This window comes from Paraflavitalea soli, assembly GCF_003555545.1.
Lineage (GTDB): Bacteria > Bacteroidota > Bacteroidia > Chitinophagales > Chitinophagaceae > Paraflavitalea > Paraflavitalea soli.
Genome location: NZ_CP032157.1, coordinates 8,406,560 through 8,422,102, shown reverse-complemented (window position 1 = coordinate 8,422,102; position 15,543 = coordinate 8,406,560). Strand labels below are relative to the sequence as shown.

Sequence of the window (15,543 nt, the reverse complement as noted above, 5' to 3'; positions counted from 1 at the left end):
CTTTTATTATACGTTCCAATCAATACACATTCACCTTCACACCGATCTGGGCGGTCGTTCCTGTATATAAGGAATAATAAGTATACTCAGGTTTCCACATGTACCTGCGTTGAGATTGGTTCAACAGGTTATTGGCATTGGCAAAAAGTACCCATCTTTTATTAATGAAATAATTGGCATTGGCATCGAGGTAATACACCTTATCATAATAGATATCGCCTTTGCCATCGGGCAATGCGCCGGTAACGGTAGAGAACTCAGACGTATTGTTGAATGATAAACGCGCATTGAACCTCGGCACTTCATAGGCCACAGACAGGTTCAGGATGCTGTTGGCTGTTCCGGGCAATTTTGGTTCATCCTTTTTGGTAAATATCCAGTTGTGGGTGTAGTTGGCATACACGTTGAGATTGCCCAATATACCTGGCAAAAAGGAGAGCTTGCGCTGGAAACCAATTTCCAGACCCAGCAAATTGGCTACGCCTGCATTGGCAGGTTTGGTTCTGGCCAATAGCTCATTGTTGTTCTTCAGGGGATCATAATACTTTTTGTAATCGGACAAGGTGGCTGCATCAGAACCTTGTGCGGCCAATTCATCAGGCGTCATGACAAACTTCTGCACATCCGCAAAGCGCACTTCATCTTTTTTGGAGATGGTATAGCTGGTAATGTTCTTGAAATATACACCTGCCGAAATAAGGCCAGTACCGCCTGTATAGTACTCCCCGAGCAGATCGATGTTGTTGGACAAAGTGGGTTTCAGATTGGGATTACCTTCCGACACGGTTTTGTCTTTCAGGCTTACGTTCATGCGGGGCGCAATATCGCCATAGGATGGACGGGAGATGGTGCGTGTGTAAGCAAAGCGGAATACGGATCTGGCATCGGGTGCATACCGGATATGAAAGGCGGGCATCAGGTTCAGGAAATCAGATTTTGATACAAGGGGCTGCCCCAGGGTATTCAACCTTTTATTGTAATTGCCGCCTTCATATTTCAAGGTACTGTGTTCCACCCGCAGACCACCGATGAGGGTGATCTTTTCACCGAGGTTTTGTGTGCTCATTAAGTAACCGGCGGTGATGCCTTCCTCGCCCAGGTAATTGGCAGCAATGGCATCTGTTTTGTCGCTCAGTTTGATGAAATCATCGGTGCTGCCATAATAGCTGGCGTTGCGGTGGGATACCCATTCTGTGGTGACGGTACTGCCTACCTCATAACGAGAGTTATGGAATATCTGGCTGCTTACGTTCTGCATATTATTTCCATAACCGGTCCAAAAGCCGCCCCAGTCCATATAATCATCTACATTTACTTTCTCGCCTTTGGCAATCTTTTGTTCATATTCGGCTTTCCGTTTCGGATCAATACCGGGTTTCCATACGGTGCTGTTCAATGTTTTGTTTTCTTTTTTCATGCCCCTGTACTTACCACCAAACTTGAGGGAGTTGCCAAACTTACCACCCCATAAAGGAACAGTAAAGTCCAGTTGCGCCAGGTACTGCCGGGTATAAGATATCTTATCCGATCCATTGTAGCTGTCGGCATACCAGGTATCTACGGTATCGCTGTTGCTTGTTTTCCGGCCTTCCAGGTTCTTCAATACATTGTCTACACCGGTACCACCCACAGCTTTGATAAAGCGGGGATTGGTATAATCCATCTGTACGGTCTTTTCCATTTCGCTTTCCAGTTCCAGGTTCCTGGCATTGGGATTGTCGCCCCGGTTCTTCATGAAGGACCCTTTCCACTCCATTTTCACTTTGCCGAATATATGCTGCCCTTCCAGGCCCAGGTTGATGATCTTCTGCCTGATCTCTGCTCCATTGCGGCTGTTAACACCACCGTTTACGTGCCTTTCCAGTTCAGGATCAAACTGAGGATGCAGGTGGTCGTTGGTGAGGTCCACATAATATTCACCTGTTACATCGTCTTTCAGGTCTTTGTTGGCATCTTTTACTTTATTGCCTTTGGTGGTGCCTCTTTCATATCCCTTGGCCCTTTTCCAGTTGGTGGGATATTCCGCACCAATATCATCTACTTTCAGCGTATAACGTTCGCGCCAATCGCGGTAATCATTATAGATACCGGTCACAGTGATGCTGTGTTTCTCATTGAACTTATAATCCAGCCCGATGGTATAGCTCTGCCTGATGCGCTCCAGGTATATTTGTTCCATGCTCAGGTACTTGGGCATAAAATAGGTGTTGCCATCTACCCATTTGGTATCGCTCCAGTCGCTGCTGTGGATATTGGACCCCAGGAACTGGCGATAGTAAGAGGCGGATGCCATTACACCCAGTTTTTTGTTCTTACCATAGCGGTCGCCAAACACCACATTGCCATTGAGCATGGGCTTTTCGATCATAAAGGAATAACCAGTACCACCGGTAAACGATAATATTTTTTTATAAGGCGCTTTTCTTGTAACGAGGTTGATCACCCCGCCAATGGCATCACCATCCATATCGGGCGTGATGGCCTTGGTCACTTCTACGGATTGCACCATGTCGGAAGGCACGGCGTTGATACCTACCGAGCGGTTATCGCCGGTGCCCGACATATTGGTACCATTGATGTTGATGGTGCTTTTGGAAGGATCGGTACCCCGTACGCTTACCAGGGAAGCTTCTCCCTGGTCAAGCTGTACATAGATACCGGGCACGCGCTTCAATGCATCACCAATATTGGGATCGGGAAAACGGCCGATCTGGTCGGCAGAAATGATATTAACGATCCGGTTGGAGTTCTTTTGCTGGTTGAGGGCTTTCAGTGCAGACCCTGTGCTACCGGTGATCACCACCTCCTGTAGCTTGTTACGGGATTCGGGCGCCATCACGATGTCCAGTGCTACGGCCTTGTTATCACTGATGGTGACCTTTTGTTGAATAGTGGCAAAGCCGATATAGGATATGGTGACGGTGTGACTGCCATTGGGAATACCCAGTAATTTGTAGCGGCCTGTTTCATCAGATACCGTTTTTTTGGATAAGGTTTTGATCTCGATAGTAGCACCCGGCAGGCTCAGGCTGCCGGAATCTACAATGCGCCCCGAGAGCAGGCCCTGCGCCCACCCTGCAAAGGGAAGGAGGCATAAGAATAACACGGTTGTTAAAAGAGGTCTCATAATTTTTGTTTTTAGTTCGGTATAAATCAGGATCTTTTGGGCAATAGGTATCCCCTTCAGTCGATGATGGCTTTTTTTAAAAACCACTGACTGTTACGTGGGCCTGCTGCTAAGCAGGATTGATGAACACTTCGGAAATCTTATCGGGTGACCCTTACTTCAAACCTGTCCTTGAGGCAGGTGTAAGGATCGATCACTTCGTACATGGTTTTTCCGGCAGCCGGCTTTACGGTAATACTCCGGCTGGTCTCCTTTCTTTTATTCCAGGTGTAGGCGCCTACAAAAGAAGCGGTAAGCGTTACGGGCTCGCCCTTCTTTGCCTGGATGATCTTCGTTTTATTCACATCTTTCATCATTACAAAATGGTCCCTGATCTGTCCGTCGGAACAGATCCATTTCAGTTCCAGTTTGTTTTCTGTTACTTCTACCATAGACGCTCCGCCCAATTCGGTGTTGGAGTAAAACATGGCATCGTGGGGATAGGTGGGCTGCGATCTTCCCAGGGCACCGGCTGATCCGGTAACCACATACACGGTGCCCTTATTGGTAAGGGTATCTTTGATATAGGGGCAGGAGTTTTCGCTGCCATCATACAAAGCGGTGGAAGTACTCAGGTTGTGTTCAGCAGCATTGAAAGTTGCTTCCATGCCATAATGGCCCTGCATTAACCGTGAACGCTCGTACAAATGGCTATGGCCGCAAAGAATGAGGTCAACACCATAGCGCTCCAGTATCCTGATAAAATTCTCGCGCATCTTTACCAGCTCGCCTTCCTTATCGGAGTTATGTGATCCCATGGTATAGGGCGGGTGGTGCCAGTAAGCAATCACCCATCCCCTGCGGGTATTATTATATGCTTCGAGGTCTTTTTTGATCCACTGCACCTGGGCGCCGGCAGTATCATACAGGCGGGTAGCGTTGTTGTCTTCTTTTCCATAAGAGTCCAGCGACAGGAAATGGGCATTGCCAATATCAAAAGAATAATAAGCAGGAGTACCGGAAGGGACACCACCCGCTTCTCCATTGGCCGGCATGGAAAAACTCTGGTAATAAGCTATATCTTTTGATGCCTGCGCAGTTGCCTTGTATTGGTAGAAATCATTGTAATCATGATTGCCGGGCGCAGGAAACAAAGGATATTTCTTTAAGAGACCATCCTTGTATATGTTGAAGAACTTTTCCTGGAACTCAGGATCGGTGCCGGATGAATAGGCATTATCACCCAATAATATCCAGGCATCCATGGGCTTTGTGTCGAGGTATTTCTCTACCTGATCGCGCACACTGCGCTGGTTGGTGGAGTTGTTGCCGCAATCGCCAAATACGCCAATGCGGTAGACACCTTCTGTACCAGGTACGGGAAGGGTTACGAAATAGTTATCGCTTCCTTTTTGCAGGGTATCACCGGCTCCCCCGCCAATGGCATAATAATATTTGGTGCGGGGAGAAAGACCGGTTAATTGCACTTTGTGCTCAAAGGTGAGGGTGGGCTCTTCTGTACGCATGGTGAGTCCGTTTTCGTTCACACCGTAATTCACCACACTTCTTGTCAAGGCATCTGTACGCCAGCGGATAATAATGCTGTTGTCGGTGGCTACCTGTAAATAAGGTCCACGCAGCAGGTGGGCCAGCACATTGGGTTTGCGTTCTTCCTGTGCTGGTTTTGCGGGCCTTGGTTTTGTGGTATCCTGTGCGTTGGTCGCTGCACACGCAATGGTGAGCAGCCCTGTCATGTACAGTAATAAATTCTTTTTCACCTGTTTTCTACTTGATTGATTTGTTTATAATAAGTTCCGTTTCCTTTCGCCTTTCATTTAGACGGCTTCGACAGGCTCAGCCTGACATTGGACAAGGGTGACAGTTTAACAAGCCATTACTTTGTTGCCACTACTTCAAATACATCTTTCACGCAGCTAAAAGGATCTTTTACCTCATACACTGTTTTGCGGCTGGTGGGCATCACGGTGATGCTGCGGGCAGTAGCTCCTTTTTTGTTCCACTGATAATTGCCTACAAAGGAAGCGGTGAGGATTAGGGGCACGCCTTTCTTTCCTTTCACCTGCACTGTTTTGTTCACATCCTTCATCATGGTAAACTGATCGCGTATCACGCCATCGGCACAGATCCATTTAAGGTCAAGGCGATTGCCCCGCACTTCAATGATCGAAGCGCCGCCTACTGAATCATTGGAATATTGCATAGCATTGTGGGGGAATCCTGCAGACCGGCCACCCAATTGACCAGCCGAGCCACTCACCACATACACCGTACCCTGTCCAGTAGCCGAATTCTTAAAGTAGGGGCAGGAATTGCTGCTGCCATCATAGCGCCCGGTGGAAGGGCTCAGGGTATGTTCGGCTGCATTGAAACTGGCCTCCGCTCCATAATGACCTTGCAGCAAACCGCTCCGCTCATAATCATGGCTATGGCCGCAAAGAATAAGATCAACCCCGTAGCGCTCCAGGATGCGGATAAAATTCTCTCTTATCTTAGCCAGTTCTCCTACCCCATCAGAACTATGTGAGCCCATGGTATAAGGCGGGTGATGCCAGTAAGCTACCACCCACTGGCGGTTGGTATTCGCTTCGAGGTCCTTCTTCACCCATTGCACCTGAGGCCCCAGGGTATCATAGATCCTGAACTGGTTGGCTTCTTTTCCATAAGAATCGAGGGACAGGAAATGAACATTGCCAATATCGAAAGAATAGAAAGCCTTGGTATGGGAAGCAACACCACCCGCCTCGCCCGCTTCGGGCATGGAGAAGTTTTGGTAGTAAGCCACCTCCTTGGTCCTTTGGGCTACCTCTGCTGAAAATTCAATATCATGGTAATCATGATTGCCGGGGGCGGGGAATAAAGGATACTTTTTGAGGAGATCATCTTTATAGATATTGAAGAACTTGGCCTGCAACTCGGCATCTGCCCCATCGGGGTAGGAATTATCACCCAGCAATATCCAGGCATTCATATAATCGCTGCCCAGGTATTTTATAAAGGCATTTCTTACATTACGCTGGTTAATGGAGTTATTGCCGCAATCGCCAAAAGCACCTACGCGCACCATGCCTTCACTGCCTGCGGCGGTAAGGGTGAAGAAATAGTTTTCCGGGCCACTCTGCAGGGTATCTTTTATACCACCAATTGAATAATAGTATTTGGTGCCGGGAGTAAGGCCCGTGAGTTTTACCAGGTGCTCAGTCGTTAAGGCTGAATCATCGGCCAGTTTGTCCAGCTTGCCTGCTTCGGTTCCGTAGCGTACCCTGCTTCTGGCAAAAGCATCGGTACGCCAGCGTACGACCATGCTATTGGTGGTAGCTACCTGCAGGTAAGGGCCACGGATCAACTGAGGTTTTACCAATACTTTTCCGGCAGGATCTTTTTTGGACAAGGGCGCACTATCCTGCGCCATTACATTGACAGCTAACAATAGAGAACATACAAGGACCTTCCAACCTACAGCCATGGGCTTGTGATTTTTACTTTAAATGATTGTTATGTTATTATTTCTTTTCCGGGATATAGGTGGCAACCGAATCCTCCAATGTGCGGAGGAATTGAACAATATCGTTGACCTCTTCTTTCGAAAGGTTCAAGGGTAAGGCAGATAAGGTTTGATTGTGTACATCGAGGCCCAGCCCAATGGCGCCGCCTTTATTATAAAACTCCACTACGGCCTCCAGGGTCTTAAAAGATCCATTGTGCATATAAGGCGCTGTGGCGGATGCATTTCTTACGGTAGGAGTTTTGAAAGCTCTTTCATAGAAATCGATCTGGAATATATCATACCGGCCATAGTCGGCATCCATTTCAGGTTGATCGAGGTTATCGGTTTTGGTAGTGCCCAGCACTTCCAGTTCGGTCAGGTTGTACAAGGGAGGCACCAACCCATTGAACAAGGGTGCAAAGTGACAGGTGCCGCATTGGGCTTTGCCCATGAATAAATTAAAACCATTGACCTCCGGTGCTGTCAGTGTTGTATGATCACCCTGCATATATCGATCAAACCTGGAATTGCGTGGATTAAGGCTCCGCACATAAGCAGCAATGGGCAGGGCCACCTGGTTGATGAGTGTCATGGTATCCAGCTGTTGCCCAAAAGCCTCTTTGAATAGCCTGGTGTAAGTAGGCTTGTGTTGCAAGAGGGAAAGGATGGTTGACTCTCCCCCATTCATTTCCTTCGGATCATTGATCACGGTCCTTACCTGTTCCTCAATACTTTTGGCCCTGCCATCCCAGAATTGTTCATACTGAAATCCGGCATACAACAGGGAAACCGCATTGCGCCGCACGTGTGCCTGTCCGTCGAAGGCGAGGCTGGTGGTGAGGGTATCGGTAAAATGCAGCGCGGGATTGTGACAGGTAGCGCAGCTCACCTTGTTATTACCGGACAGGCCAGGTTCAAAAAACAATTGTTTTCCTAATGCCAGCAAGGCACTGTCTGCCTGCGTGCCCGCCCGTGGAAAAGCCAGGAGGTTCAGGGCATCGGGGCTGAATATATTGCCGGCCTCGTAATTGATCGTACCACCGGTTGTATTGTATTGCAGGTTTAATTCCTTTATCAGCAAGCCTACATATTGCTGCAATGGCAACATATGCTGCGTGAGAAAGGTCATCCTGTCGAAACTGTCAAAGTCCTGGTACTCTTGCAGGAACTGCCGGCAGCCGCCCAGGTATTTCGTTACACTGTCTGCCTGCGGAGCACCCCTGCTGAGATATGGCTGTATCACATATTGCACTGCTTCGAGGGAGGCACTTGCTTCTGCCAGGCCCGACTTCAACAGCGGTGCATCAAAGCCGGTAATACCGAGGGTGATCACCCTGATCAATTCAAGCCTGATACTTTCCAGCAGCTGTTTGTCATCGGCCTGAAAGCCATGCAGCAAGGCATGCAGGTCTTTGGCGGAAGAAGCAATGGCATCGGCCTGCTGCAACAAGACTTCCTTCTTAGCAACTACCTCTTTTTCAAAGAGCAGGCCTTCCATTACCTGCAAGCCAATGGGCTCCTGGTATTCCATATAGGGCTCTTCGATCTCGACCTTGGGTGGTGCATTGTAAATGAGGGAGGAGCTTTTAAAGAAATAGGCCAGGAAGAATTCTATTTTTTTATAGTGCACCCTGCACCGCTTCAGTGCTTCACGGCTATTGGCCAGTGTAGCAGGTTTGTCTTTATCAATAGCTGCCAGGGCTGTTTGCAATTGCAGGGCCGCTATGGCAAAACTGTCGGATTGGGTTTTGAAAAAAAGCACGGCTGGTTCTACACCGGTTGTGGTACGGGAAGGCTGGGTAAGGCTCACCATTACCACCAGGCAAAAGCAGCTACAAAACATACCAGCTATCAACTTCATTACCTTAAACTGTTTCATGATTCCCGGTGGTTAAAAAATGTTTCCTGATCCGCGGCGCAAAAATGCTGTTTCGTTCAGGCATTTGGCAAATCCGGCGCGTTGTAAAAAGGCAGCAGTCGTTGCAGCAGCGTAGGCAAAATGGAAACTTCTGTAACAAAACCTTTCTAATCCTTTGATAAACAGCCACGCTTTCCGAAACAAATTGCCCATTATCAAAATATTAACAGCTCGATTGCTTACAGGGATTGTATGAACATGGTGAGGCTTTCGCCCTGCGGCAGGTTGAGTTTTTTCCGCAAGCGGTAGCGCATTACCCGGATACTGTCTTCTGAAATACCTAATAAAGTAGCCATATCGGCTGAGGTAAGGTTCATTTTCAGCAGGGCTACTATGCGCAGCTCGCTCCTGGTCAATGTGTCGCAATGTTCTTTGAGCTTCAGGAAAAAAGCCTGGTGCACCTGGTCAAAAATGTTGCGGAATTCTTCCCAATGCTGGTCGTGGTTAAAATGCTGGTTGATCTGTAGCTGCAATTGTTTTAATGGCTTGCGTTGGTCGCGCTTGTCATCCTTCAGCATGTCATCTACCTGCAGGTGTAGCTTTTCCAGGAACTGGTTCTTTTGCATAATATGAAGGGTAAAGGAGCTCAATTCCCTGGACCTCAGTTCCAGTTCCTGTTTCAGGGTTTGCTCCTGCAATCCCATCATGGCCTGCACGGCATGGTGGGATTGCTTTTCCTGTTCATGCATCAAATGTGCATTCCTGATCCGCAGGCGCTGGCGGCTAATGACCAATCCACCCAGCATCAATAATAATAACCCAATGATAACAATGGCCACGGTGATCTTGCGGGTAGCTTTCAACTTAATGATCTCATTGTTCTGTTTCTCCACATCATACATGGTTTTCAATATGGCCAATTGGGTACCGTTCTCTCTCGAATAGATTTCCTGCACATAAGCCTGTCCTATGCGCTGGTAATAATAGGCGCTGTCATTGTTACCCATCAGGTGATAGGTTTTTGCCATATCGCGGTAAGCGCTGCCCAGGTGGAATAGTTCATTGGTGAGCAGGGATAGTTCCAGCGCCTGGCGGGTCAATGGCAATGCCTGCTCGTAGCGACCCGTTTTGCGGAAAATATCGCCCATATTGTTCAGTGCTTCAATATAGATAGCGGTATCTCCGGTTTGCTGGCTCAATACCTGTGCTTTTTCGAAATAAGTCCAGGCGGTATCATATTTTTCCAGGTCTTCATAAATATTGCCCATCTCACCATTCATCTTTGCCATACCGGTTTTATCACCCAGCAATACATATTCATTCAAGGCCAGCCGCTGGTAATAGAAGCCGCTGTCGTAGCGATGTCCCATCACAAACAAGTGACCGATCTTTCCATAGGTAAATGCCATTCCCCGCTTATCACCTGCCTTCTTATAAATGGCCAAAGCCTCATCGTATTGCTGGCGTGCCAGGTCGGGCTGATGGTTGTGCAGAAAGATGACACCGATATCATTGAGGTTTTCGGCCAGTGGAAGGGGTTGTTTTTCTTTCCTGAATATTTTATCGGCCTGCAGGTGATAATCGAGCGCCTGGGGAAAATGTGCCAGGCGATAGCAGATATGGCCCATCTGCTTCAGGCAAAGGCCGGCGCCTAACTTATCATCCTTTTTGATGGCAGCGCCCAGTGAATTTTTAAGTTCAGTAAAGGAGGAATCAGCAAAAAGCCGGTCAAAGGCACTGGATGTTTCTTTTTGATTGGCAGCTAATGCCAGCTCCTGCTGCGCATAGAGATTCATAGCGCCCATCAATAACAACGCGACTACTAAAAAAAAGCGGGGTAAAAACATGGTTGGCAAATATGGCCGCAAAGAAACACAACCAGTGTTATGTTTACATTAAGCAGGCCGGATGCCGCTACCAGGTTGTAATATTGCGTGGGGAAGCTGGCACTTGTTGCAGTACCATATCATAGCGGTCAATGCCCGGTGCGTAGAAACCGGGGGTGATCTTATTTTACTTCTCTGTCGGCCGATGTATAAGGTCTGAATTCCATAATGGATGATTAAAGCCAGGTGAATGGATCACCGGAGGCTATATGCGTAATTTTAAGGGAAGGTATTTTAGGTTGTAGCCAATCCACTATCCATTCCATGCCGGGTTCTTCACTCACACTGTGGCCCAATACGATCAAGGCTGTTTTTCCGCCCAATAAACGGCCATCGCGTATGTACTCGGCCGTTTCCCATTCTGATAGCTCACCTACGATCAGCACATCTGGCTTTTCAACTTCCACCGCAGTTACCTGTCGTTGTCCACCCCAGGCGCCTGGTAATAAAGCTACCCGGGTGCAGGGCTGCTCCAGGTTGCCGATCACTCTTACATGTGTAATACCTAGGGAGGATTTCAGGTGCTGTGCTATCTGTTGTAAAGAAGCAGCAGGAATGGTCAGTATCAGTTCTCCTGTTTTATAATACGGCAGCCAGTTGGTTTTTTTGGCAACACCATAGCTGATGGCATCGGGCTTCAGGGAATGGCAATAATCATGGAAACGCCAAACGGCGATACCATGCTTTGCCAGCAGTTCCTGCTTTTGCTGCACTACCTTATTGTTCTTTACCCAATCTGTATCGTCTTTGTGGTTGTAAAACGTGGGTTCATGCGCCATGATGAAATTGGCTTTCAACCTCGCTGCTTCTTCGATGACGGAGATGGTAGCAAACATGGTGGTAACAATACCGGTAACCACCTGGCTGGCCTGACCGGATTTGAGGGTATCTACGGTGTCCTGTTTGGGCTGCAGCTTACCTTCGGCCAGGATGAGGTTGATGATGTCCTGCACGGTAAGCGCTGCAGTACCCGCTTGCGTGGATACAGCCATACCCGCCAATGGCAGGGACAGTAAGGCCATGCTACCGGCGGCGCCCAGTGCCTGAGTAAGGAATTTTCTTCTGTTGAAGGGATCAGACCATGGAAAGGAGGAAGTGTTCATATAGCTTGGTTGTAAGTAAATATAAACTTTTGTAGCCTATACAACCGTCAATTTGTCTTTTGGCATGGACACCTATCAGTATAATACAATGGGGTGTGTCGTAAAGGCACACCCCATTGTATTATCGCTATTGATATTTCTCTTCCTTGTATTATTTACCGCCCAATCCATCCAGGGGCACTTTTTCCCAATCTTTCTTGGGGGCAAACCACCAGAGGGAGCCATCTTCCATGAGTGCCACAATACGGGCATCATTGCTAAACCCGGTTGATTTCAGGAAAACGGTGATGTCCTTCACTTTTGCGCCAGCGGGCAAACCGGTGCTTTCTATCAGCTCCCAGTCTTTGCCTTCTGCATACCAATAAATGCTGTTATCATCCATCAGAACAATGAGCCTTGTCTCGGTGCCCATCATAGCCGGTTTCTGATACACTTCGATATCCTTGATACCTATATTGGGCAAACCTGTTTTATTAACGGCTGTCCAACTTTTTTTGGGTGCATACCACCAAAGGGTATTGTCGGAGCGCAATACCATGATGCGGGAGTCGCCCATGGTCTTGGAATAGGAAATTACTTTTTTGGTTTCCTGGCCATTGGTCTGGCTGATCATCATAAAAAGAAAACAACAAACGAAGATTGCTACTGGAGTTCGGTTCATAACATGGGTTAATATACGTGAATTGGTAAAATGGGGTTAATACAACACTCAAGATATCAATTCATTTCATTTTTCCCTATTTCTGGCAAGAATTATTGCAGGGCAGCGATGACCCTGGCCAGGGCTACTTCATCGGGCAGGTATACATTCCCATAATCCAATACCAGCGGATTGGAGAAGGTCATTGGGTTGGCTGTAGGTTTCCGCAGGGAACCATGAAACTCCCAGGCCCCTGTTTCCGCCCGCAGTTGTTGAATATTATCGGCCGTAATGCCTGCGCCCGGCATGATGCTGATGCGGGCGCCGGCTTGTTGTACCAGTTTCTTTAACACCGGGATGGCATCGGGCGCACCGCTTGCCTGGCCGGAAGTAAGGATACGTTCGCAGCCAGCGGATATGATATCTTCCAGCGCCTGGTAAGGATCGGGGGTAGCATCAAATGCCCGGTTGCAAGTGACCCCCATGGGGTAGGCCCATTCCACAAACTGCTTGAGTTTATCGGTATCTATCTCGCCATTGATCTTTTGCACGCCAATGGAAATACCATCGCAACCCAACTCTTTGCACACCGCAATATCGGCTTTGAGCATGGCCAGTTCATCTTCATCATAAAAATAGTTGCCGCAGCGGGGACGCAGAATGGGGTACAGCTTGATGCCGATCTTTTCGCGGGTACGTTTGATCACGCCATAGCTGGGGGTGGTGCCGCCTTCCACGGGGTTATCGCAGAGTTCGGCCCTGTAAGCGCCCAGCTTTTCGGCCAGTAGGCAGGATTGTATATTGAAGGAGCAGAGTTCGAATCTTGCTTTGGGAGTCGTCATATTGTTAATCATTAATAAATACTTTTTGCAGTATACAACTTTTCTTCCGTTTGGCTTTTTACCGCGTAGGTAAAGCCTTTTTGTAAGGCATAAGCACCATACTCACCGGTTTTGCTCAGGGCCAGGAAACCTACCTGGATGTCTTTGGCCTTCGTGGGGTTTCTTTTGATCAGTCTTTCCACAGCCTCTTTACAGGCGGCTTCGGGTTTTCTGCCCTGGCGCATCAGTTCCACAATGAGGTGTGCCCCTACAATGCGGATCACTTCTTCGCCCACACCGGTAGCAGTAGCCGCTCCCACTTCGGGGTCCACATACAGCCCCGCGCCGATGACTGGCGAGTCACCTACCCGGCCCTGCATCTTAAAGGCCAGGCCGCTGGTGGTGCAGGCTCCGCTCATGCGGCCGCTGTTGTCAATGGCCAGCATGCCAATAGTATCGTGGTTGTCGATGCCCCCCGGCATGGGGTCGGTTTGTTTATTATAACTATAGGATTTATTTTCGATATTCATCACCGGTTCATATTTGGAGGTCTTCAGCCATTCTTTCCAGGCTTTTTCACTGGCTGGCGTCAACAGGTTTTCTTTCTTAAACCCATTGGCCAGGGCAAAGCGATGGGCGCCCTCTCCCACCAATATAATATGCGGTGTTTTTTCCATCACCAGCCGGGCTACAGATATGGGATGCATGATATGTTCCAGGCACATCACCGATCCGCCATTGTAGCGGTCGTCCATGATGCAGGCGTCGAGTGTCACCCGCCCGTCCCTGTCGGGCAAGCCGCCATAGCCCACACTGTTGCCTTTCGGATCGGCCTCGGGCACGCGTACGCCTGCTTCTACGGCATCCAGCGCATAGCCGTTCTTGCCCAGTATTTCCCAGGCGGCCGCGTTAGCTTCCAGACCCATGTTCCAGGTAGAGACGACTATAGCACCGGCAGCCGGTGCATCGCCCATAGCGGCCAGGGAGGCAGCCCCGGTTACCATACCGGCGGTGCCCAGGATTGATTGTTGTAAAAACTTTCTGCGTGTTGACATAACAAGGTTAATGATGGATTGCCCCTACAGGGCAAATGAATTTATTGATATTATTTTCTACAAAGCGATAGCCTCCCGCTTGTGGCGGGACAAGCTCTAAAGGGGCAAGAATACCCTTCGATACGTGCAGGCTCCTTTAGATCAGGGTGAGCCGCCCTTAGAGGGCGACCCACCCTTGAGACGCCATCGACAGGCTCCTGACAAACCTCAATGAGGGGCCATAAATACTTCTTCCATTTCTTCCAGGGACCGGCCTTTTGTTTCTTTCACCACTTTCCAGCTAAAGAAGAAATTAGCGGCACTGAAGAGGGCGAAGATCCAGAACATTACTGCCGGGCCTGCGGTGGTTAACAGCCAGGGCACAAACTGACCCACGGCCCATACAGCCACCCACAACATCAGGGTACAAAAGGCTACAGCCTTTACCCGCACTTCAGTGGGAAATATCTCATTGATGATGATCCAGGTGATGGGGCCCAGTGAAAAGGCAAAGCAGGCAATATAAAAAAGCATCAGCACCAATAGCAGGGGTGTCCTGGTATTACCGGTATAGAACAACAGGCCACACAATATCAGCGACAATACAATACCGGCTAATCCTGCTTTCAGCAAAGATTTACGGCCATACCGATCTACCAACCGGATGGCTATAAAAGTAGCCAGCACATTTACCCCACCGATAACTACCTGCAATAGCAAGGCATTGCTGCTGTCGAATCCTGCTGCTTCAAAAATGGAAGGGCCATAATAAATGATCGCATTAATACCGGAGAATTGCTGCAGTATGGCCAGCACCACACCGATCAACAAGGGCAGGCGGATGGCCGGCAACCACAGGGAACCAGTTTTCCCGTTGGCCTTCAAGGCAGCATTGGTCATCTCGTACATTTCTTTTTCCACCTCTTCGGGATCACGTATTACCTGCATTACCTGCGCCGCTTTATCGGCCTTACCCCGGCTCATGAGCCAGCGCGGGCTTTCGGGCACTTTGGCCAGCAGCACCAGGAATGCCAGGGAGGGAACAGCCATTACCAGGAACATGGGCCGCCATATTTCGGCCCGGCTAAACCATGCCAGGTCGATCCCATCGAGCCAGGCATTGGAAGCGTAAGCCAGCACAATACCCACTGTAATGGCCAGCTGATAATAAGCCACCATCTGTCCGCGACGGGCAGCCGGGGCAAACTCTGTTATATACATGGGCGATATCACGGAGGCCATGCCTACCCCGATGCCACCAATCATACGGCTTAGTACCAATATAAATACCGAGGGAGCAAAGGCGCAACCCACAGCGGACAGCAGGAACATCCATCCTGCCAGCAGGATCGTTTTCTTACGGCCAATGCGGTCGCTCAATATACCAGTGATCAATACGCCAATAATGCAGCCGATCAAACCACTGCTCACCAGCCAGCCCTCCATGGCGGTATCCAGGCTAAACTGCTGCTTCAATGGTATGATAGCGCCTGAAATAACAGCAGTATCAAATCCAAACAACAATCCGCCCATGGCAACAATGAGGCATACCACCTGCTGACGAAAACCTGCTATACTCATGCATAAATA

The 15,543-nt window shown here is 48.9% G+C and carries 10 protein-coding genes; all 10 read right to left on the bottom strand.

What is annotated here, in order from left to right:
- Positions 1 to 19: 19 nt before the first annotated feature.
- The 10 genes from D3H65_RS32625 to D3H65_RS32575 all read right to left on the bottom strand — a co-directional run bounded on the left by D3H65_RS32625 (position 20) and on the right by D3H65_RS32575 (position 15,534).
- A complete protein-coding gene (locus D3H65_RS32625; RefSeq protein ID WP_119054317.1) occupies positions 20 to 3,127 on the bottom strand; it encodes a TonB-dependent receptor in 3,108 nt (1,035 codons plus the stop codon).
- Between the two features lie 140 nt (positions 3,128 to 3,267).
- Positions 3,268 to 4,884, bottom strand: a complete 1,617-nt coding sequence (locus tag D3H65_RS32620) for a purple acid phosphatase family protein (protein WP_245999645.1) — start codon at positions 4,882 to 4,884, stop codon at positions 3,268 to 3,270.
- A gap of 116 nt (positions 4,885 to 5,000) precedes the next feature.
- Positions 5,001 to 6,590, bottom strand: coding sequence for a purple acid phosphatase family protein (locus D3H65_RS32615; protein ID WP_245999644.1), 1,590 nt, complete (start codon positions 6,588 to 6,590; stop codon positions 5,001 to 5,003).
- A gap of 37 nt (positions 6,591 to 6,627) precedes the next feature.
- Entirely contained in the window at positions 6,628 to 8,490 is a 1,863-nt protein-coding gene (locus D3H65_RS32610; RefSeq protein WP_211345586.1) for a cytochrome-c peroxidase, read from the bottom strand.
- 218 nt (positions 8,491 to 8,708) lie between these two features.
- Positions 8,709 to 10,316, bottom strand: a complete 1,608-nt coding sequence (locus tag D3H65_RS32600; protein ID WP_119054314.1) for a tetratricopeptide repeat protein — start codon at positions 10,314 to 10,316, stop codon at positions 8,709 to 8,711.
- Positions 10,317 to 10,531: 215 nt separating this feature from the next.
- The gene (locus D3H65_RS32595; RefSeq protein WP_162915925.1) at positions 10,532 to 11,458 is read right to left on the bottom strand and encodes a Nif3-like dinuclear metal center hexameric protein; all 927 of its coding nucleotides are present in this window, start codon (positions 11,456 to 11,458) and stop codon (positions 10,532 to 10,534) included.
- 151 nt (positions 11,459 to 11,609) lie between these two features.
- Positions 11,610 to 12,119, bottom strand: a complete 510-nt coding sequence (locus D3H65_RS32590) for a hypothetical protein (RefSeq protein WP_162915924.1) — start codon at positions 12,117 to 12,119, stop codon at positions 11,610 to 11,612.
- A 92-nt stretch (positions 12,120 to 12,211) separates the two neighbouring features.
- The gene (locus D3H65_RS32585) at positions 12,212 to 12,952 is read right to left on the bottom strand and encodes a copper homeostasis protein CutC (RefSeq protein WP_245999643.1); all 741 of its coding nucleotides are present in this window, start codon (positions 12,950 to 12,952) and stop codon (positions 12,212 to 12,214) included.
- Positions 12,952 to 13,974: a N(4)-(beta-N-acetylglucosaminyl)-L-asparaginase gene (locus tag D3H65_RS32580; protein WP_119054312.1), complete on the bottom strand. Its 1,023-nt coding sequence runs from the start codon at positions 13,972 to 13,974 to the stop codon at positions 12,952 to 12,954. The genes D3H65_RS32585 and D3H65_RS32580 overlap by 1 nt, the downstream gene beginning before the upstream one ends.
- A gap of 207 nt (positions 13,975 to 14,181) precedes the next feature.
- Positions 14,182 to 15,534: a sugar porter family MFS transporter gene (locus D3H65_RS32575; RefSeq protein ID WP_119054311.1), complete on the bottom strand. Its 1,353-nt coding sequence runs from the start codon at positions 15,532 to 15,534 to the stop codon at positions 14,182 to 14,184.
- Positions 15,535 to 15,543 lie beyond the last annotated feature (9 nt).